The sequence below is a fragment of the Amycolatopsis plumensis genome (genome assembly GCF_042652605.1).
Classification (GTDB): Bacteria; Actinomycetota; Actinomycetes; order Mycobacteriales; family Pseudonocardiaceae; genus Amycolatopsis; species Amycolatopsis plumensis.
This window is the reverse complement of record NZ_JBHSJY010000001.1, coordinates 9,052,549-9,072,129: the sequence shown is the minus strand read 5'-3', so window position 1 is coordinate 9,072,129 and position 19,581 is coordinate 9,052,549. Positions and strand designations below refer to the sequence as shown.

The 19,581-nt window shown below is 70.7% G+C and carries 19 protein-coding genes and 1 pseudogene; 7 read left to right on the top strand and 13 right to left on the bottom strand.

From position 1 onward, the window contains the following. Nucleotides 1-80: 80 nt before the first annotated feature. Nucleotides 81-2,051, bottom strand: a complete 1,971-nt coding sequence (locus ACFPLC_RS43715; protein ID WP_378236192.1) for a serine/threonine-protein kinase — start codon at nucleotides 2,049-2,051, stop codon at nucleotides 81-83. A 37-nt stretch (nucleotides 2,052-2,088) separates the two neighbouring features. Further along, the gene (locus ACFPLC_RS43710; protein WP_378192157.1) at nucleotides 2,089-3,054 is read right to left on the bottom strand and encodes an SDR family NAD(P)-dependent oxidoreductase; all 966 of its coding nucleotides are present in this window, start codon (nucleotides 3,052-3,054) and stop codon (nucleotides 2,089-2,091) included. A 104-nt stretch (nucleotides 3,055-3,158) separates the two neighbouring features. On the opposite strand from ACFPLC_RS43710, the gene ACFPLC_RS43705 reads away from it, so the two are divergent. Together ACFPLC_RS43705 and ACFPLC_RS43700 are read left to right on the top strand one after the other, a co-directional pair. Next, nucleotides 3,159-3,701: a DUF6069 family protein gene (locus ACFPLC_RS43705; RefSeq protein WP_378192155.1), complete on the top strand. Its 543-nt coding sequence runs from the start codon at nucleotides 3,159-3,161 to the stop codon at nucleotides 3,699-3,701. After that, entirely contained in the window at nucleotides 3,698-4,129 is a 432-nt protein-coding gene (locus ACFPLC_RS43700) for a nitroreductase/quinone reductase family protein (protein ID WP_378192153.1), read from the top strand. The genes ACFPLC_RS43705 and ACFPLC_RS43700 overlap by 4 nt, the downstream gene beginning before the upstream one ends. An 83-nt stretch (nucleotides 4,130-4,212) precedes the next feature. On the opposite strand, the gene ACFPLC_RS43695 is transcribed toward ACFPLC_RS43700, so the two are convergent. The 5 genes and pseudogenes from ACFPLC_RS43695 to msrA all read right to left on the bottom strand — a co-directional run bounded on the left by ACFPLC_RS43695 (nucleotide 4,213) and on the right by msrA (nucleotide 9,748). After that, the gene (locus ACFPLC_RS43695) at nucleotides 4,213-5,016 is read right to left on the bottom strand and encodes an ABC transporter permease (RefSeq protein WP_378192151.1); all 804 of its coding nucleotides are present in this window, start codon (nucleotides 5,014-5,016) and stop codon (nucleotides 4,213-4,215) included. Beyond that, on the bottom strand, nucleotides 5,013-5,987 hold the full coding sequence (locus ACFPLC_RS43690) for an ATP-binding cassette domain-containing protein (protein ID WP_378192149.1): 975 nt from the start codon (nucleotides 5,985-5,987) through the stop codon (nucleotides 5,013-5,015). Before ACFPLC_RS43690 ends, ACFPLC_RS43695 begins: the two co-directional genes overlap by 4 nt. Before the next feature lie 63 nt (nucleotides 5,988-6,050). Continuing rightward, the gene (locus ACFPLC_RS43685; RefSeq protein ID WP_378192147.1) at nucleotides 6,051-6,566 is read right to left on the bottom strand and encodes an OsmC family protein; all 516 of its coding nucleotides are present in this window, start codon (nucleotides 6,564-6,566) and stop codon (nucleotides 6,051-6,053) included. A gap of 74 nt (nucleotides 6,567-6,640) precedes the next feature. Continuing rightward, nucleotides 6,641-8,915, bottom strand: a pseudogene (locus tag ACFPLC_RS43680) (M4 family metallopeptidase). 317 nt (nucleotides 8,916-9,232) lie between these two features. Beyond that, nucleotides 9,233-9,748 carry a peptide-methionine (S)-S-oxide reductase MsrA gene (gene msrA, locus ACFPLC_RS43675; RefSeq protein ID WP_206794529.1) on the bottom strand — a complete coding sequence of 172 codons (516 nt, stop codon included), beginning with the start codon at nucleotides 9,746-9,748 and terminating at the stop codon, nucleotides 9,233-9,235. 139 nt (nucleotides 9,749-9,887) lie between these two features. Here msrA and ACFPLC_RS43670 point away from each other — a divergent pair, with 139 nt between their 5' ends. Next, complete coding sequence (locus ACFPLC_RS43670) at nucleotides 9,888-10,265, top strand: STAS domain-containing protein (protein ID WP_378192144.1); 378 nt, start codon at nucleotides 9,888-9,890, stop codon at nucleotides 10,263-10,265. Between the two features lie 52 nt (nucleotides 10,266-10,317). Here ACFPLC_RS43670 and ACFPLC_RS43665 read toward each other — a convergent pair whose 3' ends face one another. Beyond that, nucleotides 10,318-11,193, bottom strand: a complete 876-nt coding sequence (locus ACFPLC_RS43665) for a helix-turn-helix domain-containing protein (RefSeq protein WP_378192142.1) — start codon at nucleotides 11,191-11,193, stop codon at nucleotides 10,318-10,320. Between the two features lie 264 nt (nucleotides 11,194-11,457). Between ACFPLC_RS43665 and ACFPLC_RS43660 the strand changes: the two genes are divergently transcribed. Continuing rightward, the gene (locus tag ACFPLC_RS43660) at nucleotides 11,458-12,030 is read left to right on the top strand and encodes a DUF4760 domain-containing protein (protein WP_378192140.1); all 573 of its coding nucleotides are present in this window, start codon (nucleotides 11,458-11,460) and stop codon (nucleotides 12,028-12,030) included. Nucleotides 12,031-12,088: 58 nt separating this feature from the next. Here ACFPLC_RS43660 and ACFPLC_RS43655 read toward each other — a convergent pair whose 3' ends face one another. Continuing rightward, nucleotides 12,089-12,394 (bottom strand): hypothetical protein, encoded by a 306-nt coding sequence (locus tag ACFPLC_RS43655; protein WP_378192138.1) that lies wholly within the window; start codon nucleotides 12,392-12,394, stop codon nucleotides 12,089-12,091. A 122-nt stretch (nucleotides 12,395-12,516) separates the two neighbouring features. On the opposite strand from ACFPLC_RS43655, the gene ACFPLC_RS43650 reads away from it, so the two are divergent. Then, nucleotides 12,517-13,425, top strand: coding sequence for a hypothetical protein (locus tag ACFPLC_RS43650; protein ID WP_378192137.1), 909 nt, complete (start codon nucleotides 12,517-12,519; stop codon nucleotides 13,423-13,425). A gap of 61 nt (nucleotides 13,426-13,486) precedes the next feature. After that, the gene (locus ACFPLC_RS43645; RefSeq protein ID WP_378192135.1) at nucleotides 13,487-13,924 is read left to right on the top strand and encodes a L,D-transpeptidase; all 438 of its coding nucleotides are present in this window, start codon (nucleotides 13,487-13,489) and stop codon (nucleotides 13,922-13,924) included. On the opposite strand, the gene ACFPLC_RS43640 is transcribed toward ACFPLC_RS43645, so the two are convergent. From ACFPLC_RS43640 to ACFPLC_RS43630, 3 genes are read right to left on the bottom strand one after another with little or no spacing between them, the layout of a single operon-like run. Beyond that, complete coding sequence (locus ACFPLC_RS43640) at nucleotides 13,879-14,313, bottom strand: hypothetical protein (protein ID WP_378192133.1); 435 nt, start codon at nucleotides 14,311-14,313, stop codon at nucleotides 13,879-13,881. The genes ACFPLC_RS43645 and ACFPLC_RS43640 overlap by 46 nt on opposite strands. A gap of 57 nt (nucleotides 14,314-14,370) precedes the next feature. Further along, complete coding sequence (locus tag ACFPLC_RS43635; RefSeq protein ID WP_378192131.1) at nucleotides 14,371-14,811, bottom strand: hypothetical protein; 441 nt, start codon at nucleotides 14,809-14,811, stop codon at nucleotides 14,371-14,373. Between the two features lie 45 nt (nucleotides 14,812-14,856). Further along, complete coding sequence (locus ACFPLC_RS43630; RefSeq protein ID WP_378192129.1) at nucleotides 14,857-16,218, bottom strand: NAD-dependent succinate-semialdehyde dehydrogenase; 1,362 nt, start codon at nucleotides 16,216-16,218, stop codon at nucleotides 14,857-14,859. A 308-nt stretch (nucleotides 16,219-16,526) separates the two neighbouring features. Here ACFPLC_RS43630 and ACFPLC_RS43625 point away from each other — a divergent pair, with 308 nt between their 5' ends. Beyond that, on the top strand, nucleotides 16,527-16,748 hold the full coding sequence (locus tag ACFPLC_RS43625; RefSeq protein ID WP_378192128.1) for a hypothetical protein: 222 nt from the start codon (nucleotides 16,527-16,529) through the stop codon (nucleotides 16,746-16,748). 14 nt (nucleotides 16,749-16,762) lie between these two features. Here ACFPLC_RS43625 and ACFPLC_RS43620 read toward each other — a convergent pair whose 3' ends face one another. Continuing rightward, nucleotides 16,763-19,534, bottom strand: coding sequence for an AfsR/SARP family transcriptional regulator (locus ACFPLC_RS43620; protein ID WP_378236191.1), 2,772 nt, complete (start codon nucleotides 19,532-19,534; stop codon nucleotides 16,763-16,765). Nucleotides 19,535-19,581: the final 47 nt, after the last annotated feature.

Here is a 19,581-nt window from a genome sequence, read left to right as displayed (position 1 = left end):
CGAAATCGAATTACCCGCCATTCCCGGCCGTTTTCCGCACCAGGGCCGTTCGGCCCGGATCCGCGCGCCGGAGGTCCCGCTCAGGAGTCGTGGCCGGGACCCTTGCCCTTGGTCTTGCCGGGCGGATCGGTCTTCGGCGGCTTGTCCTGTTTCGGCGGCTGCCCGGCCTGGGACGGCGGCCCGGCGGCGGGCGGCTGCGCGGTCGTGGCCGGGTTCTCGTGGGTGACGGCGGCGGGTTCGAGCGGCTCCGGCCCGCCGGTGCCCGGCCGCGAATCGGAACCGGAGTGCGGCGCGGTGCCGCTGTCGGCGAGCGGGGTGGACGACGCGGGCGTGGCGGAAGCGGCGGGCGGGTTCACCGCGGGCTGAGCGGGGGAACCGGTCCCGCTTTCCTGCTCGAACAGCACCATGGCGGCCGCGGCGGCCACGGCGGCGGCCGTCAGCCCGGCCGCGGCGGCCCACCGGCGGCGGTTCGGGTTCTCGGCCGGGGAAGAAGCGACGGCTGCGCCTCGGCGGGTGGGGCTGGGAACCAGGGGCGCGCCGACCGCCGGGGCGGGGATCAGCGCGCCGCGAGCGGGGCTGAGGGCGGTCGTGTCGTGCTGTGCGGAACCGGCGACCGTTGCCGGGGCGTCGCCCGCCGCGGGAGCTGGGCCGAGGGCGGTCGCGTGGCCCGCAACCGACGCCGGGTCGCCGCCAGCTGGGCCGAGGGTGCTCGCGTGCCCCGCAACCGACGCCGGGTCGCCAGCTGGGCCGAGGGTGGTCGCGTGCCCCGCTGAACCGGCAGCCGATGCCAGGTCGCCGCCAGTTGGGCTGAGTGCGCTCGCGTGCCCCGCTGAACCGGCAGCCGATGCCAGGTCGCCGCCGGCCGGGCCGAGGGCGCTCGCGTGCCCCGCAACCGACGCCGGGTCGCCCGCTGGGCCGAGGGCGGTCGCCTGCCCCGCTGAACCGGCACCCGACGCCGGGTCGCCGCCAGCCGGGCCAAGGGTGGTCGCGTGTCCCGCTGAACCGGCAGCCGATGCCAGGTCGCCTCCCGCAGCGCCCGCCACCGGGACCGCGCGGCGGCGCCAGCGCGGACTGCGCTGCGTTCTGCTCCACGGCAACGTCGGCGGCGGCGCGTGCAGCATGTCCAGGACCTTCGCGGCCGTCGGCCGGTCGGCGGGTTCGCGCTGCGTCATCCGGCGCAGCGTGTACGCCAGCGTCGCCGGTGCGTCGTCCGGGATCCGCGGCGGTCGCGTCAGCCGCGCCATGGCCGCCTCGACCATGGTGCCCGGATACTCCCGTTGGCCCGTCAGGCATTCCAGCAGGATCAAGCCCAGCGCGTACACGTCCGCCGGCGGGCCGGCCGGCTCGCCCGACACCTGTTCCGGCGCCAGGTACGCCGCCGTGCCCGGGATCAGGCCGGTACCGGTGATGTGGGTGGTGTCGAGGGCGTGGGCGATGCCGAAGTCGCCGATCAGCGGACCGTCCGCGGACAGGAACACGTTGGCCGGCTTCAGGTCGCGGTGCACGATCCGCTGCGCGTGGACGTGCGCCAGTGCCTCGGCGAGCCCGTCGGCCAGCGCCGTCACGTCCGCGGCCGGCATCGGGCCGCCCAGCAGGCGCTCGGCGAGGTTCTCGCCCTCGACGAGCTGCATCACCAGGTACGTCCGGCCGTTCTCGGTGCCGCTGTCCAGCAGCGCCACCACGCCCGGGTGGCTGATGCTGCCCTGGATGGTCAACTCGCGCAGCCGGCGCCGCTGGTCGAGCGCCACCGCGTCGCGGTCGTAGATCTTGACGGCGACCTCGCGGGTCAGCCGCACGTCGTAGGCCCGGTAGACGCGGGCGGTGCCGCCGCTGCCGATCAGCCTGCCGACTTCGTAGCGGCCGCCCAGCAGGCCCGGCGGCCGCTCGTCGTCGAGAGCGCTGCGCGGGGTGATGGTGAATTCCCCCATCGCGTAACGGCCACGGGTGACCTCCGCCCCGTCGTCAGTCGGCGGGCGCCCCGTTCTCCCGGCTTCGTCGGCCACGGGCGCCAGGTACCCCGGCACGGTGGACGGCAAACGTCGGAAGATCACGAAGAAAGTATCGTCCGGGGGCCCGCCGGCGTGACAGTCAGGGCCGCGCGAACGCGTCCACGCCGGTGAGCTGGGCCGACAGCGTCCACAGGCGCGCGGCCTGCTCGCGGTCGACGGCGTACCGGCGGACACCCGAGGCGGCGAGGCCCTCGGCGTCCTCCGGCGCGAGCTCGGCGACGTCGCAGTCCTCCAGGTACAGCCCGCCGAGCCCGGCCAGCTGGGGCGAGGTGGCGGCCCAGACCGTGGTCGCGGCGCCCTGCTCGGGCGTCTTGAACTGCATCAGGACGTTCCCGGCCTCGTCGATCCAGCCGCGTTCGATCATCTCCTCCCGCGGCAGGTGCCGCTGCAGCGGCGTCATGATGCCGCCGGGGTGCAGCGCGAACGCGTGGACGTCCTTCTCCGCGCCCAGCTGGTCGAGCTGGACGGCGAAGAGCACGTTCGCCGTCTTCGCCTGGCCGTAGGCCTGCCACTTCTCGTAGCCGTGCTCGAACTGGACGTCGTCCCAGCGGATCGGCGAGTAGTGGTGACCGCGCGAGGACAGCGAGACCACGCGGGCGCCCTCGGCGACCGCCGGCCACAGCCGGTTGACCAGCGCGAAGTGGCCGAGGTGGTTGGTGGCGAACTGGGCTTCCCAGCCCGGCCCGACGCGGGTCTCGGGGCAGGCCATGATGCCCGCGTTGGCGATGAGCAGGTCGATCCGCCGCCCGGTCGCCAGGAACCGGTCGGCGAACGCGCGGACGCTCTCGAGGTCGCCCAGGTCCAGCTCGTCGACCTCGACGTTCCCGATCCCGGCGAGCGCCTCCCCGGCGGTCTCGCGGCGGCGGGCCGGGACGACGACGTGGGCGCCGGCGCCGGTCAGCGCGCGGGTGGTTTCGAGGCCGATCCCGGAGTACCCGCCGGTGACGACGGCGAGCTTCCCGGTGAGGTCGACGCCTGCGACGGCTTCGGCGGCCGTGGTGGTGGCGCCGAAGCCCGAACCGATCTTGTGCTGTGCGGTGGTCATGAATCCGACGCTACGAGCTGGAGTGCACTCCAGCGCAAATCGCGGACCGGGCCGAAACGGGGGACAATCGCGGGGAGAGGCGCAGCCGACCCAGGAAGGCTCTGATGTCCGACTACTACGGGAACCAGCCCCAGGACGTCCGCCCGGGGATCGACGCGCGCCGCCTGTGGGCGGGCGGCGTGGCGACGGCGGTGGTCGCGGCCCTGCTCGCGGTCGTCGGGCTGCTGGTCGCACGCGGGATCTTCGAGGTCGAAGTGCTCGCCCCAAAAGGCGAAGGCGTCTGGGGCAACGCGAGCACCACGACGTACGCGCTGGTCGCCGCCGCGGTGGCCCTGCTCGCCACCGGGCTGATGCACCTGCTGAGCGTGGCGACGCCGGCGCCGTCCCAGTTCTTCGGCTGGATCATGGTGCTGGTCACGCTGATCGCGGTGGTGCTGCCGCTGACCCTGACGGTCGCACCGAGCGCGAAGATCGCCACGGCGGTGATCAACCTGGTGATCGGCCTGGTCATCGCCGCGGTGGTGAACAGCATGGCGGCCAGCGCCCGCACGCTGCACCGGCGGCGCACCCAGCAGAGCGCGGCGCCGCCGCCGACCCGGCAGTACCCGCAGCAGCAGCCCCCGCCGACCCGCTACTACGACCAGTGACCGTGGACACCGCCGACGTGCGGGCGACGAACCGTCGCGTGATCGAGCAGTTCCGGGCGGGCGGTGAGGTCGAGGGCATGCACCGCGAGCGGCTGGTCCTGCTCACGACGACGGGCCGCCGCTCGGGCGAGCCGCGCACGGTCCCGATGATGTACCACCGCGACGGCGACCGGCTGCTGGTGGTGGCGTCGAACATCGGGGCGCCGAAGCACCCGGACTGGTACCTGAACCTCGCGGAGGATTCGCGGGTGAAGGTGGAGGTCGACGGCCGCGAGTTCGAGGCGGAGGCGCTGCCCCTGCTGGGCGCGGACTACGTGCGGATGTGGGCCGAACTGGAGCAGCACTACCCGTTCCTGGCCGACCACCAGGCCAAGGCGCGGAAGGCCAAGCGGGTGATCCCGATCGTGGAGCTGTCCGAAGAGGACTGACACCGGTCGGCCGGGTGCAGTGAATGACTCATTCCTGGCGTCGGACGCCAGGAATGAGTCATTCATTGCGTTGCGGCGAACGCCTACTTGCTCGCCACCCGGCGGTACCGGGCCGTGGCCAGCGGGGCGAAGATTGCGATGATCGCCAAGCAGCACAGGATCGCGTACAGCGCCGCGTGCTCCGCCGGCCAGCCCGTCGGCGGCGCCCCGAACCGGTTGCCGAACAGGTCGCGCGTCGCGTTGATCACCGCCGTGAACGGGTTCCAGTCCGCGATCGCCTTCAGGAACGCCGGGAGCGTGTCCGTCGGGACGAACGCCGAGGAGATGAAGCTCAGCGGGAACATCCAGATCAGCCCCGCGCTCTGCGCCACCTCGACGCTGCGCGCCGCCAGGCCGATCAGCGCGCCGACCCAGGACAGGGCCCACGCGAACATCAGCATCACCAGGTAGCCGAGCAGCGCGTCCCAGAAGCTGCCGCGGATGCGCCAGCCGACCAGCAGGCCGCACGCCGACATCACCACCAGCGCCACCACGCTCACGACCAGGTCCGACGTCGTGCGGCCGAGGACCACCGCGATGCGGGACATCGGCAGCGAGCGGAACCGGTCGATGATGCCCTTCTGCAGGTCGTTGGCGAAGCCGATGACCGTGAACGCCGAGTTGAACGCCACCGTCTGGGCGAAGATGCCGGCGATCAGGAACTCGCGGTACGCGGCGCCGCCCGCTTCGCCGCCGATCGCGTTGCCGAAGACGTAGGCGAACAGCAGGACGAACATGATCGGCTGCAGCGTCGCCGCCATCAGCCAGTCGGGGTTGCGGCGCACGTTCACCAGGTTGCGCCACGTGACGATGCCGCCGTCGGAGATGCCTTTGGCGATCGCGTTCACTTCGCGGCCTCCTCAGCCGAAGCACCGTGGCCGGTCAGGGACAGGAAGACGTCGTCCAGGGTCGGGCGGTGCAGGCCGACGTCCTGGACCGTGATGCCGTGGGAGTCGAGCCGCCGCAACGCCTCGATCAGCGCCTTCGGCCCGGTGTCGACCAGGATCTCGGCCCGCCGCGTGTGACCGTCACCGGACGGCTCGCCGGTGCCCACCTCGCGCAGGACCTCCAGCGTCGCCGGCAGGTCCTGCGCCGACGCGACGACCAGCTCCAGGCGCTCCCCGCCGATCTGGGCCTTGAGCTCGTCCGCGGTGCCGCGCGCGATGACCCGGCCGTGGTCGATCACCACGATGGAGTCGGCGAGGTGGTCGGCCTCTTCGAGGTACTGCGTGGTCAGCAGCACGGTCGTGCCGTCGGCCACGAGCTCCTTGATGACCGCCCAGGTGTCGAGCCGGCCGCCCGGGTCGAGGCCGGTGGTCGGCTCGTCCAGCACGACGACGGTCGGCTCCGCGACCAGCGCGCCGGCCAGGTCGAGCCGGCGGCGCATGCCACCGGAGTAGCCCTTCGCCGGCCGGTCGGCGGCCTCCTCGAGCCGGAAGCGGCTGAGCAGCTCGCGGGCTCGCGAGCGGGCCGCGGCCTTCTTGCGGCCGTAGAGCCGTCCGACCATGTAGAGGTTCTCGAAGCCGGTGAGGTTCTCGTCGACGGCCGCGTACTGGCCGGACAGCCCGATCCGCTGCCGCACCTCGTCCGGCTCGGCCAGCACGTCGTACCCGGCCACGTACGCCGATCCGGAGTCCGGGCGCAGCAGCGTGGTCAGGATGCGCACGGTGGTGGTTTTGCCGGCGCCGTTCGGGCCGAGCAGGCCGAGCACCTGCCCGGCCGGGATGTCGAGGTCGACGCCGTCGAGCGCGCGCGTCGAGCCGTAGGTCTTCACGAGCCCGCGTACCCGGACGGCGGTGTCCGGCTCCGGCTGTGGCATGTCGGCTCCCCCTTCACGTGACCCCGACAAGCTAGGCCAAGCTGCCCGGTTTGTCCTCCGGGTTTATCCCTGGTTCGCGGCGAGCGTGACGGCGAACTCCGGCGGCGTCCGCAGCGTCTGGAACACGACGCAGTAGCGCTCGGTCAGCTTCTTCAGCGTGGCGAGCTGCTCTTCGGAAGCGTCGGTGTCCAGGTCGAACGACAGCCGGATGGCCCGGAAGCCCACCGGCGCGTCCTTGGCGACGGCCAGCGTGCCGCGGAAGTCGAGATCGCCCTCGGCCCGGACGCGCCCGCCGCGGACGGCGAGACCCAGCGACGTCGCCACGGCCCGCAACGTCACCCCCGCACAGGCGGCGAGCGCTTCGAGCAGCATGTCGCCCGAGCAGGCGAGAGTGCCGTCGCCGCCGGTGGCCGGGTGCAGGCCGGCCTCGACGACCGCGCGGCCGGTTTCGACCTTGCAGGAGATGCCGAGGCCGTCCAGTTCGGCGTCGGCGTGCAGCGTGACGAGCGCGCTCTCCGGCCGCTCGCGGTACTTGTCCTTCAGCGGTGCCTGTGTCGCGCGCAGCTCTTCGGTGTCCATCCGCCGATTCTGCTCCGGAAACGCCGAAGCGGGGAGACCGCGTGGTCTCCCCGCTTCGGATCAGTGGTTCAGCTTCAGCTCAGGGTCACGGCCACGTCGTCGATGACGAACGAGGTCTGCAGCGAGCTGTCTTCGGTGCCGCTGAACTTCAGCGCCAGGGTGCCACCGGCGGCCGACGAGACGTCGATCGTCTTGAGCGTGTACCCGGTGCCCTTGTTCAGGTTGGAGTAGCTGCCCAGAGTCGTGCTGCCGTTGGTGACGGTCAGCTTGTCGTAGGCAGTGGTGGTGGTCGTCTCCGCGGTGTCGATGTGCAGGTAGAACGTCAGGCTGGCGTGGCAGCCCGCCGGGATGCTCACCGACTGGGCGACGGCTTCGGTGTGGGTCGAGCCGTAGCCGTCGAGGTAGGCGCTGTACGTGCCGCCGTGCGCCGCCTCACCCGAGGACGCCCACTGGCCGATGGCGCCGGTGTCGCCGGTCCAGCTGGAAGCACCCGACTCGAAGCCGCCGTTGGCGATCTTCTGGCCGGAGCAGCCGCCGGTGGTGCCGACGGTCCAGGTGAACGACGCCGAGCCGGTGCGGTTGGCGCTGTCCTTCGCCGTCACCGTGACGTTCGAGGTGCCCGCGGTGGTCGCGGTGCCCGAGATCGTGCCGGTGGAGGCGTTGATCGACAGGCCGGCCGGGAGGCCGGTGGCCGACCAGGTGTACGGCGCGGTGCCGCCGGAAGCCGACAGCGGCAGGTTGACCGAAGCGCCGGTCACGGTCGACTGGTTGCCCGGGTTGGAAACGGTGACCGTGCCGGTCGCCGAGCAGGTCGGGTCGGCCGACTGCGCCGGCACGCTGATCGCGTCCCACGCCGCCTTGACGGTGTTGAACTCGGTGCAGCTGCCCGGGAAGAGGTTCTTCGCCGCGGTCAGGGTCCAGGTGCGGTACTTCAGGTACGAGCTGCTGGAGGTCTTGAGCAGCATCGCGTTGTAGAAGATCTTCACCGCGGTCTGGACGCCGAGGCCGGTGATGGTGGAGTTGTTGCACGTGGTGCTGGTCGGCTGGCCGTTGCTCGGGTTCGTGCCCTCGGCCAGCAGGTAGAACCAGTGGTTGCCGGGGCCGGCGGCCGCGTGCACCTCACCGTTGGGGACGCTGCTGTCGTAGCAGTTCTTGTCGCCCAGCGCCGACGGGTTGTACATGTTGCGGATCGGGCCGGAGCCGACCAGGTTCACCTGCTCGCCGACGAGGAAGTCCGGCTGGTCGTAGGGAGCCGGCTCGTTCGCGAACCACTCGGTCGAGGCGCCGAAGACGTCCGCGACGAACTCCTGGGTGCCCGCGCCGGAGATGCCGCCCGGGGTGTGGTCGTCGATGCCGTGGCCGTGCTCGTGCGCGACGACGTCGATCGAGCCGATCCAGCCGCCGGCGGTGTTCTTGCCGATCTGGACCTGGCTGCCGTCGTAGTAGGCGTTCTGGTCGTTGAGGCCGACGCGGATCGGCCAGCCGCCGCCGTTGCCGTCGAAGCCGTTGCGGCCCAGCCACTGCGAGAGCATCTTGTTCTCGGTCTGGGCGGCGAATAGCGCGTCGACGCAGCCGGTTTCGCGGTTGCTGGCGGTGCCGTTGCCCCAGAGGTCGTCCGGTCCGCTAAAGGTGGTGTTGTTGGCCGCGTCCTGGCAGGACGTGTTGGTGATCGTCGGGTCCTTCATCGAGTACGTGCTGCCCGAGTGCGTGGTGTCGAGGTGCACCGTTCGGGCCGTTCCACGCGCTGGTGCCGTCGCCGTTGAGGACGTGCTCCTGGGTTTTGAGCACCTTCCCGGTGGCGGCGTCGACGATGACGTCGAGCCGGCTCGGGCCCTCGGCGTCGCGGCCGACGACCGTGCTCTTCCAGGCCAGCGTCGGCGTGCCGAGGGCGTAGACGACCTGCTGCGCGGGGCTGACGCTGTCCACCGCGGACAGCTGCTGCCGGGCGGTCGCCTCGGCGGCGTCCTTCGAGACCTTCGCCGTGGTGGTGGCGAGGTTGATCGTCTGGTCCTGCGCGACGGAGGTGCCGAGCACCTGGCCCGTCGAGTCGGTGGCGACGACGAAGTCGCCGCCCACCACGGCCAGGCCCTTGTAGCTGCGCTCGTAGGGGATGTACTTCAGCCCGTTGGTAGCGGAAATCGCTTTCTGGGCCACGAAAACGTCGTCCGCGCTCGCGTGCAGCGCGGCGGGACGGCTCGCCACGAGCCCGGCCGCCGCCGACACGGCCAGGGTCTGGGCGTCGGGGACGGCGTTCGGGGTGGTGGGCTGGGCCTGGGCGGTGGTGGTCGTGCACACCGCGGCGATGAGGGCGCCGCTCGCGGCCAAGACGAATGGACGTCTCAGTTGCATCGAAGGATCTCCTCCGGGCAGGGCGAACCGGCCCGGGGTCGAGCCGGGCCGAGAACGGGGACGACGGGGAAAAATGGTGCGGCTTAGCGAAAATCAGCATCCGGGGTGGAAGGCTCGTGAACAAGCGACGAACGTACGGTCTTATCGGCATGTCGCAATACGTCCCAAATAGGACATTCAACGCTATTGGGATTCCACGTGTTCACTGTCCATTGTGTACTGAAGGAAGATCACCGCCGTTCGGACGATCTTTCCTGCGTCCGAGACGACGAAGGCCCCTTCGCCGGATGGCGAAGGGGCCTTCGGGGTGCTGAAGGTCAGGCGGTCTTCTCGCGCTTCGGGAGCTTCCAGCCCGGGCGCACGAAGTGGCACGTGTACCCGTTCGGGATGCGCTGCAGGTAGTCCTGGTGCTCCGGCTCGGCCTCCCAGAAGTCACCCACCGGGGCGACCTCGGTGACGACCTTGCCCGGCCACAGCCCCGACGCGTCGACGTCGGCGATCGTGTCCTCGGCGACCCGCTTCTGCTCGTCGTTCTCGAAGAAGATCGCCGAGCGGTAGCTCAGGCCGATGTCGTTGCCCTGGCGGTTCTTCGTCGTCGGGTCGTGCACCTGGAAGAAGAACTCGAGCAGGTCGCGGAACGTGGTCTGCGCGGGGTCGTAGATCACCTCGATGGCCTCGGCGTGCGTGCCGTGGTTGCGGTACGTGGCGTTGGGGACGTCGCCGCCGCTGTAACCGACCCGGGTCGAGATCACCCCGGGCTGGCGGCGGAACAGCTCCTGCATGCCCCAGAAGCAGCCGCCGGCCAGGACGGCCCTTTCGGTTGACGTGGTCACGGCGTCACTCCTTCTTCTCGTGCGGTGCTACCGACCGTTACAACTGTCCCGGACTCCCGATGATTCCATGCGGGTATTACGGAAGCCTGACGTCACGTGGGACGATGGTCCCGGGACGGGATGACTCCCGGGAGGCGCGATGCGCGACGACATCGCCTCGGAACGCTCCGCCGGCGTGCTGGTCGTCGAGATGCGCGGTGAGCCGGGGATCACGACGCTGCTGCGCTGGGCGACGGTGCTCGAGACCGCCGTGTGCGAACTGCCGTGGCCCCGGCTCCTGGTCATCGACCTCGGCCGGCTGGACTTCCTCTCCGACGGCGGCGTCCGCGGCCTGCTCGAGGCGTTCGACCGCTGCCGCGACCGGGGCCTGTCAGGATGCCTCGTCGCCCCGCCCGGGACCGGCGTCGAGCGGGTGGTCCGCCGCACCCGGCTGGTCGAGCGCGTCCCGGTGTTCCCGGACCGCCTGGCGACGATCGTCGCCTACCAGCCGGTCGAGGTGCGCTGGCTGCCTTGCTGAGCGTCATCGTAACGTCACAGGCCGGTGCGCGGCTGCTTCACCTGGTGAAACGTCACCTGAACTGCGCCGCCTGAACTTCGCGGATCAGTGCGCGGCTCTCGTCGGGCTCCAGCGAGGCGGCTACGAGGGCGTCGTGGTAGCCGCGGTAGTACTCGACCGTCTTGGCCGTCTCGATGTGCCGGAACCCGGCGTGGGTTTCGATGTGCACGATGTCCCGGTCGAGCTCGTTCTCGAACTCGAAGTAGGCGTACATGCAGCTCATCGAGAACAGCGGGGGATGGGCGAAGGGAAAGACGCGCAGCTCGATGTTCGGCGCGGCCGACCGTTCGACCAGGTGGTCCAGCTGGGCGCGCATGATCTCGCGGGAGCCGACGAACTGCCGCAGGGCGGCCTCGTGGGTCACCGCGACCAGTCGCAGCGGCTCCATGTCCTCGCGCTCGGCGAGCACGTGCTTGCGGTGCTCTCGCAGGTCGACGAGCCGGTCGACCTCTTCGGCCGACCACCACGGTTCGTGCGTCGAGTACTGGGCGCGGGCGTAGTCCGGGGTCTGCAGGAGCACCGGCAGCAGCGGGATCGTGTAGATCCGAGCCACCGTCGCTTCGGACTCGTAGGCGAGGTGGGCGTCGAGCCCGGGGGTTGCCGTGATCTGCGAGTAATCGGTCCACCAGCCCTGCCTGCCGGAGGCCTTCACCCAGCGCATCAGCCGCTCGGCCAGCTGCGTGTCCTCGATGCCGTAGAAGCGGATCAGGTCGCGGACGTCCCTGGCTTGCGGGCTGCCCTGCGCGTTCTCGAACCGGGACAGTTTCGACGTCGAGATCAGCAGCGCCTCGGCCACCTCTTCGAGAGTGCGCCCGGACTCGTCGCGCAGGCTCCTGAGCGTGTCCGCGATCCGGCGGCGCGGCACGATCGGACCTTGCGTGGGAGCCATGGGACCTCATTCTGAGCTGCGTGAGGGCCGGTCGACGGGAACCCGCAGTGGGATTCCCGTCCTGCAAGAAAGCATCCTAACACTTGCACGACGCGCGCTGTGCCTCCGAAACTTGCGAAGAGAAACCCTACGTACCTTGTGCCCGTTGCTTGAGTGTCGAGGTCAGGACTGTTTCATCACGAATCCGGCATCCTTCTTTACTTTTCGAGCTTGCCGTCGATTACTGGTGATCAGATGTGGTGCTGCACGAGATGGGGTCGGTCGATGATGAACATCCTGGTCTCCTGGATTTCCCTGATGGCTTCTATCGGCGCTGTCGGGGTGGCAATCTGGGCCACCCGTCGAAACAGTCGGTCTTTGCTCAAGGCGAATTCTCTCCGTGTGACGACTGAAATCTTTCAGCAGGTCCGCTCGGTGGAATTCCGTGGGCACTTGACCACGGTGCTGGCCGGAATAGACGAGGAACCTTCCGAGCGAGAGGGGATCGAAGCCCTGTCGTCGAAATATCGCGACAGCGTGTATACGGTTTGTTACTTATTTGACTACTTGGGCGTTCTCCTGGCTTTCGGCATGATAGAGAAAGACGTCATCGTGAGCGCCTTGGGGACGCATATCATGCGCGTCTGGTACCTGCTGCAGCCTTACATCGTGGCGGAACGCGTTTACCGGGAACGCGTGTGCCCGGTAGACGCGCCGGTCGGCTTCCTCGTTTACTTCGAATACTTGGTGGTTCTCGTGCGGAAATCGGGCGGACGCAACGCCAGCGAGGTCATCGTGCGGCGGCTGGGAATCCCCCATTTCGAAACTCCGGCCGCCACCGGCGCGGCAAGGACGTAGGGGCCTCGCCGGCCATGATCACGGCTGAGCCGGTGAGCGGGCGGTCACTCACCGACACTCACTCGCCGCGCATCGAGCGGCGGATCTCGGCCAGCCGGTCTTTCGCCGCCTGGTCGCGGTCGGCGATCTTCTTGTCGAGAGCCTCGGCGGTGTTCTCGGTGCCGAGGCCGGCGACGTCGACCGAGCCGAGCGAGCTGGTGTACCGGTTTTCGATCTTGTCGCGGACGAAGTCGAAGCTGGGCACGCCGCCCTCGCTGTAGTCCGGGTCCGGCAGCGGCGGCGACGGGATCGCCAGTGCCGCGGTGGGGGTGTCGTCGACGATCTCGCCCTCGACCACGTTCGGGTCGCCGTCGGGTTTGCTCATCTCCCGACCTTAGCGCCGGTGTGGGCAGTCCTGCCGTGACCAGTGGGTAATTCGGCCGTGGACCGGGGTGGCGCGGTGGGGAACCCTCGACGCGAACAGCCGGTGTCCGGAGGGAGCAAACCATGAGTGCCGGGGCCTACCGCGCCGAAACGGCGGAGATGGGGTCGGTCGTCCGCGCGGTCGAGGACGTCGGGTCGTCCTTCCTCTCGGCCACCCGCGACCTGGAAGGCCTGGTGCTCGACGCGTTGTCCTTCGCCGGGATCGGCAGCGGCGTCGCGGCCGCGAACTCGGCCCTGCACTCGACGCTGGGCAGCGCCCTGCAGAAACTGCTGCACCTCCTGACGAACGTGAACCAGAACGTCCAGACGGCCGCGGACGGCTACCGCGCCGCCGACTCCGACGTCGCCCAGGCCTACGGCGGCGGTGGGCAGACCGGGGGAGGTGCCGCCGCCGTGGCGGCGCCGCAGCAGCTGGACCCCCGGGTCGTCGACTCGATCATGCGGTCCGAAGGCGCGACGGGGGAGCAGGGGGGCGTGCCCGAGGCCTACGGCTTCCGGCAGAACATGCACAACGGCTACGACCGGATCATCGCCGCGCGCGAGCAGTACGGGATCGGCAGCGCCGAGGAACGCGCGGTCGTCGCCGACCTGATGACCGCGAACGCGCGCACGGCCGGCGCGCTCAACTTCACCGATCCCGGCACCCAGGCGGCGATCATGTCCGGCGCGCACATGCGCGGCGCCGGCGGCGTGCGCGCGATCCTCAACCACATGGCGGGCGAGGACATCGTGCGCAGCTCCCGGACGCTGAGCGACGCGACCATCCAGCACGTCCAGGGCCTGACGCCGGAGCAGTTCCAGCAGGAGTTCCGCGACGCCCGCGTCGAGTACGACCGGCAGGTCTACGGCGGGACGACGACCACCCAGGGCGGCCACACGCAGAACTGGTGGGACCGCTACGGAAACGGCCTGACTCGCCGCTACGACCGGGAGCAGACTGAGTTCCTTCGGCTTTCGCAGCCCCAGGAGTGATTCGAAGATCGCCCGAGTGGGCACTCTCGTTGGGTAGCCGAACGACAACGGGAGGCACACGATGAACCGGAGGATGATCGCACTTCTGGGCGGGGTCGCCGCGATGGCGGGGACCGTGGCGTTCGCGGGTACGGCCGAAGCGGCGTCGACGCCGTGCAGTGCCGAAGCGAAGGCCTGCGTCCAGCGCAGTTCGAATACCGCGTGGCTGACCGACGGCGCCGGGAACGTCACCTACGGCGGCGTCCCGATCACCGTGGGGCTGCCGAAGTACCCGACCCCGCTGGGGAAGTTCCACGTGCAGTACAAGGACATCGACCACTACAGCAAGCAGTTCAACGGGCCGATGCCGTACTCGGTGTTCTTCACCACCACCGGGGTCGCGTTCCACCAGGGCAGCCTGAAGGCCAAGTCCCACGGGTGCGTGCACCTTTCGCACGACGCCGCGGTGACGTTCTACAACTCGCTGCACCCGGGTGACGTCGTCGAAGTCGTTTCCTGACGGGTGCGTTCCAGCAGCGCGCCGGCGACGGTACCGAACACGAGGTGATCCAGGATCTGCGGCCCGCGCGGCAACACCCGCACGGCGGGGTATGCGCGGGCCGCGATCCCGAGATCCAGCGCCGCGATGGCCAGTCCCGCGGCGGCGCCACCACCGGCCCTGAGCGGGTGGCGCCGCGAGAGCGCGGTGAGCACCGTGGTCCAGGCGGCGGAGACGAGGAGGTGCGCGATCAGCCCGGCGGCGATGCCGGGCCGGTTGCGGCGGCCGGGCAGGAGGGTGCCCGCCGCTTTGGTGGCCGCCAGGACGTCGGTGCCGGTGAGGAGCGCGTGGGCGGTCGAGGGGATGCCGCTGACTACTGCGGCGATCGCGCCGGCGGTGGCTGGTTTCATCTGAAGGTCACCTCCGGTCGACGGTATATCTCGGACCGATGCGGCGCCTGCCGCAAGTCATGTGCGGCAATCGTCGTCCAGGTCGGTGAGGGTAAGCCGGGTGGCCGAGGCGAAGTCGACTGTGAACCTGGCCAGGACGACGATCTGCATGATCCCTGTGTCAGTCAGGTTGTCGACTGTGAGCGGTGTCGTGGGTACTGCGAGCCGTACGTACGGCCCGGATGAGTCCTTCCAGTCGTAGGCGTAGAAGCCTCGGGCCGCGAGATCCCGCCAGTCGGTGTAATCACCGGTTTCGCTGGGCTGACTGATGGAGTCACCCACCTGGGGCCAGGTGTTGATCCGTTCCAGCGCCGCGTCGACGGCCTCAGCGTGCTCGCTGACTGCCTTGGGAACCGGGCCGTAGCCGGCGGAAGTGAGCACGGCAAGAGCGCCGGAGGAGTCGACTGCGAGCCAGTCGAACTCGATACCCGCGCGAGGGTGCGCGTACTCGTCTTTCATCGGAGGCTCCTAGCCGACTCACTGAGCGGCGGCCAGGCTAACCCGTCAGAGCCGGATGGGCTTCTTGTTCATGAACTCCTCGATACCCAAAGCTCCCAGCTCCCGCCCCATCCCCGACCGCTTGATCCCCCCGAACGGCAGATCCGCCTCCGACCCGCCCGACTTGTTCACGTACACCATCCCCGCCTCGATCCCCCGCGCCACACGCGCCGCGCGCGCTCGGTCGGTGGCGAACACGCTCGCCCCCAGTCCGAAAGGCGTGTCGTTCGCCAGCTCGATCGCCTCGGCTTCCGACGACGCGCAGAACAGCAGCGCCACCGGGCCGAAGATCTCCTCGTGGTACGCCGCCATTTCCGGTGTCACGTCCGTCAGGACCGTGGCCTCCACATACGCGCCCGGGCCCGGAACCCGGCGGCCGCCCGCGCGCAGGGTTGCCCCTTCGCGGATCGCTGTCTCGATCTGGCCCGCCACTTCGTCGGCCGCCGACGTTGAGGCGAGCGGGGGGAGGGTTGTCGACGGGTCCGCCGGGTCGCCCGGGACGTAGTACTCCGTCACGCGCTTGGCGAACCGGTCGGCGAACTCCTCGTACAGCTCGCCCAGGACGATGATGCGCTTCGGCGCGTTGCAGGACTGGCCGCCGTTGCGCATGCGGGCCGTGGCCGTGATCTTGACCGTTTCGTCCAGGTCGTCGGTGTCCAGGACGATCAGCGGGTCGGAGCCGCCCAGTTCCAGGACGCACTTCTTGAGGTTCCGGCCGGCCTCGGCCGCCACCGAGATGCCCGCCTGCTCACTGCCCGTGAGCGACACCCCGGCCAGGCGTGGGTCCGCGAGCATCCACGGGACCTGACGGCTCGACGCGAACACGTTCACGTACGCGTCCGCGGGCACCCCGGCGTCCCGCAGCACCGACTCGATCGCGACCGCCGACCGCGGGCAGATCGACGCGTGCTTCAGCAGGATCGTGTTGCCCAGCACCAGGTTCGGCGCCACGAACCGGGCGACCTGGTAGCACGGGAAGTTCCACGGCATCACGCCCAGCAGCGCGCCGATCGGCTCCTTCGTCAGCACCGCCTCGCCGCCGCGGAGCGTCAGGGGCTCGTCCGCCAGCAGGTCCGGACCGCGCTCGCCGTAGTACCGGAAGATGTCCGCGACGACGCCCACTTCGCCGCGGCCTTCGTTGATCCGCTTGCCCATCTCCAGGGTCATGATCGCGGCGAGCTCGTCCGCGCGTTCGGCGAACAGCTCCGCCGCACGCAGCACGATCGCGGCCCGCTCGGCGACCGGCCGGGCCCGCCAGGCCGCATACCCGCGGTGCACCTGATCGATCGCGACGCGGACCTCCGCGTCGGCCGCGTTCGGGATCTCGTCGACCAGCTCGCCCGTCGCCGGGTTGGTGACTGTGTACAAAGCGGCCTCCTCTGCCAGGCTACTGGATACTGTATACAGCATGTGAGCCGTCGTCGACACCCGCGCGGCGGTACCCGTCACCGCTTGATCGACCATCGTTCCCCCATGACGCTGGAACTCACCGGCGGACCCGATTTCGCCGCGCAGGCCCCGAAAACGCCCGCTGGACCCGGCAGTACACGGCCACGGCAGTCACGTTCGGCTGCCCGGCACGCACGTCGGAACGCACGCCCCGGGTGTGGAGCGGACGCGGTCTCGGCCTGCCGGAAGCGGAGTTGGCGGGGTTCGCCGGGCAGCTGAGGCGTGTCATGAAGCATGAGGCTTACTGGATCGCCCGGGCTCGTCACGAGGGTGACACGGCGGTCTGGACGCCGGGCCGCTACGACGATGAGGACGGCTTCGTCTACTTCGCCGGCCCTTGCACCCACGGCGACCCGTGGCCCGGCTATCGCCCGGCGACGGCGTTCACCATCGCGCTGCCGCACATCCGCGGTCTGCGGATCCGGGTGGCGGCGTACCTGGCCGGATGAAGGCAGCCACCGCCTCAGCTCTCGGCCAGCAGGGCGCGCACCTCCTCGGCCTCCGGCGCCCCCAACTCCGTATACGCCACCAAAGCCGCCTCCAGGTGAGCCACGGCCTCGGCGTCGTTCCCCGCTGCCCGGTGCGCCACTCCCAGCCCGTGCTGCGCGAAGGCCTGCTCACGAAGGTGACCAGCCCGGCGCGCCAGCGCCAAAGCCTTCTCGTACAACGGAATCGCCTCAGAACCAGACTTCGTCGCCGCGAAGTCGTTCAGTGCCGTCACCTCGAGGTTCGTGTTTCCGCCCTCTCGGGCGTACTCCAGCGCACGGCGGAAATACGCGTCAGCGTCCTCCGGGCGGCCCAACCCCGCATACGCGCTGCCCAGCGCCGCCAACACCGGACCACCCAGGCCTGCTGAACCGAGGTCTTCCGCTATGCGGCCGCTCTGGTGCAGGTACTTCGCCGCCTCCTGGTGGTTGCCGCACCAGCGGTGGTGCTCTCCCATGTTGCACAACGCGATTCCCTCCAGCAGCGCATACCCCGTCCGGCGCGCTGCGGCCAAGGCCGCGTCGTACTGCCTGCGAGCCTCCGGGCGGCGGCCTCGGATGTCCTCGATCGTGGCGATGCTGTTGCGGGTCATGCTCTCCAGCAGATCGTTCCGAAGCCGCAACGCCAGGGGAAGCGCCTGCTCGAGATGCGCGGCGGCCGCGTCGAACCGGCCCAGGAAGATCAAGGTCATGCCCACCGCGTGCTGCGCGAAGCCCCACTCCTTCGTGCCGGGCGTGGCCAGCGCGAGGGCGGTCGTGTGGAGGGTGAGCGCCTCGTTGTGGTGCGCCGCGACGTACAGGTAGCGCCACAGCGTTGCTGCCAAGCGGACGACGTGGTCCGCCAGCGCCTCCGGGGCGCTCGTCGCCAACGCCAGCATCGACGCCCGCTCGGCGTCGAGCCAGGCTCGGTCGGACTGGACTTCCGCGAAGTCGGGACGCGGGCCGTCCACCCGCGGGCGCACGTAGGGCTCGTGCGGGGAAAACCGGTCCATCGCCGCCGAGGCCCAGCTCAGGTAGTGGTCGAACAGCCTGGTCGACGCGGCCAGGCGGGTGGCGGGGTCGTCGGCGGCGACGAGCTCGGCCGCGTACAGCTTGACCAGGTCGTGCATGCGGAAACGGCCCGGCTGGTGTTCCTCCAGGAGGCGGGCCGCGCACAGCACGCGCACTGCCCGCGCGTCGCCGAGCAGGGCCGTCGCGGCCGCGCGGCCGATGTCCTCGGTGGGGACCAGGCCGAGGAGGCGGAAGGCCGTTGCGGCGGCCGGGGGCAGGGCACGATAGGACGCGTCGAACACCGCGCGCAGGCTCGCCGTCAGCTCCCCGGTGTCCAGGGCGTCCAGCCGGCTTTCGCGCAGCTCGGCCGCCAGCGCGGCCAGCCGCCGGTCCGGGTGGGCCGCGACGCGCGCCGCGACGATGGCCAGCGCCAGCGCCATTCCGCCGCACCGGGCGAGGATGTCCTGCACCGCCTCGGGTTCCGCGGCCAAGCGGGCGGCGCCCAGCCGGTGCGCCAGCAGTTCCCGCGCCTGGCCCTCGTCGAGGGTGCGCAGCGGCAAGGCGCGAGCGCCGTGCGTGGTGAGCAGGCCGCCCAGCTCGTGCCGGCTGGTGACGAGGACCGAACACGACGACCCGCCGGGCAGCAACGGCGTCACGTGCCGGGTGTCCTGCGCGTTGTCGAGCACGATCAGCAGCCGGCGCCGGGCCGTCAGGCTGCGGTAGAGCGCCGCCTGCCCGTCCGGCTCCGGCGGGAGCGACGCCGGTGCGACACCCAGCGCGCCGAGGAACCCCCGGACCGCGCGCTCGGCCGGCACCGGCTCGTGCGCCGGGTCGAAGCCGTGCAGGTCGACGTACAGCTGGCCGTCGGGGAACCGGCTCGCGTGGTCGGTCGCCCACCGCACCGCCAGCCACGTCTTCCCGAGGCCGCCCGCGCCGGAGATCACCGCGACCGCGCCGTCCGGGGCCAGCAGGCGGTCGAGCGCCGCCAGCTCGGCCGCACGTCCGGAGAACGACGGCGCCGCGGCCGGGAGCTGCCGCGGTTCCGGGCCGCCGCCGGTCAGGATCCGCTCGTGCAGGCCGCGCAACCGCGGACCCGGGTCGGCGCCGAGCTCGTCGGCCAAGCGCGACCGGACCTCTTCGTACTCCCGGAGCGCGTCGGCCGGACGCCCGTCGAGGAACAACGCCTCGATCCGCTGGGCCGCCGCCCGTTCGCCGGCGTCCGGGGCAGGCTCGGCGAGCACGGCGGCGTGGGCGCCGGTGCGCAGCCGCAGGTCGTCACGGTCGAGCACGGCCGTCTCCCGCTTGCGCTCCAGGGCAGCGCGGACCTCGGCCACCCACGGCGAGTCCAGCTCGCTGAGCGGCGTCCCGCGCCAGAGCGCCAGTGCTTCGTCGTACAGGGCGAGCGCGGTGTGGTCGTCCGTTGTCTTCTTCGCCTGCTGCAGGAGGCTCTCGAACCGGTGGACGTCCACCGTCTGCGGGTCGGCCACGAGGACGTAGCCGTCCCTCTCCCGCTCGATCGTCACGCCGTCCAGCGCACCCAGCAGCGTCCGCAGCCGCGAGACGTAGGCGTACAGCGAGTTCCGCGGCTGCCGGGGCGGCCGCTCGCCCCACACGCGGTCGACCAGGCGGTCGACCGGGACCGCCCGGCCGACGTCGAGGAGCAGCACCGCCAGCACGTCACGCTGCCGCGCGTGCCCGATGTCGAGCCGGGTGCCACCGGCCAGGACCTCGACCGGCCCCAGCACCCGCAAATCCACCACGCCACCCTCCCTCGCCTCAGGCGTAGCGGATCCGCGACACCCTGGCA

Excerpts from the sequence above, each read along its gene's own strand:
- ACFPLC_RS43655 (WP_378192138.1), bottom strand. The coding sequence starts at position 12,394 with ATGAGCAAACCCGACGGCGACCCGAACGTGGTCGAGGGCGAGATCGTC.
- ACFPLC_RS43685 (WP_378192147.1), bottom strand. The coding sequence starts at position 6,566 with ATGGACACCGAAGAGCTGCGCGCGACACAGGCACCGCTGAAGGACAAG.
- ACFPLC_RS43650 (WP_378192137.1), top strand. The coding sequence starts at position 12,517 with ATGAGTGCCGGGGCCTACCGCGCCGAAACGGCGGAGATGGGGTCGGTC.
- ACFPLC_RS43625 (WP_378192128.1), top strand. The coding sequence starts at position 16,527 with ATGAAGCATGAGGCTTACTGGATCGCCCGGGCTCGTCACGAGGGTGAC.
- ACFPLC_RS43640 (WP_378192133.1), bottom strand. The coding sequence starts at position 14,313 with ATGAAACCAGCCACCGCCGGCGCGATCGCCGCAGTAGTCAGCGGCATC.
- ACFPLC_RS43705 (WP_378192155.1), top strand. The coding sequence starts at position 3,159 with ATGTCCGACTACTACGGGAACCAGCCCCAGGACGTCCGCCCGGGGATC.
- ACFPLC_RS43635 (WP_378192131.1), bottom strand. The coding sequence starts at position 14,811 with ATGAAAGACGAGTACGCGCACCCTCGCGCGGGTATCGAGTTCGACTGG.
- ACFPLC_RS43665 (WP_378192142.1), bottom strand. The coding sequence starts at position 11,193 with ATGGCTCCCACGCAAGGTCCGATCGTGCCGCGCCGCCGGATCGCGGAC.
- ACFPLC_RS43690 (WP_378192149.1), bottom strand. The coding sequence starts at position 5,987 with ATGCCACAGCCGGAGCCGGACACCGCCGTCCGGGTACGCGGGCTCGTG.
- ACFPLC_RS43670 (WP_378192144.1), top strand. The coding sequence starts at position 9,888 with ATGCGCGACGACATCGCCTCGGAACGCTCCGCCGGCGTGCTGGTCGTC.
- ACFPLC_RS43710 (WP_378192157.1), bottom strand. The coding sequence starts at position 3,054 with ATGACCACCGCACAGCACAAGATCGGTTCGGGCTTCGGCGCCACCACC.
- ACFPLC_RS43645 (WP_378192135.1), top strand. The coding sequence starts at position 13,487 with ATGAACCGGAGGATGATCGCACTTCTGGGCGGGGTCGCCGCGATGGCG.
- ACFPLC_RS43660 (WP_378192140.1), top strand. The coding sequence starts at position 11,458 with ATGATGAACATCCTGGTCTCCTGGATTTCCCTGATGGCTTCTATCGGC.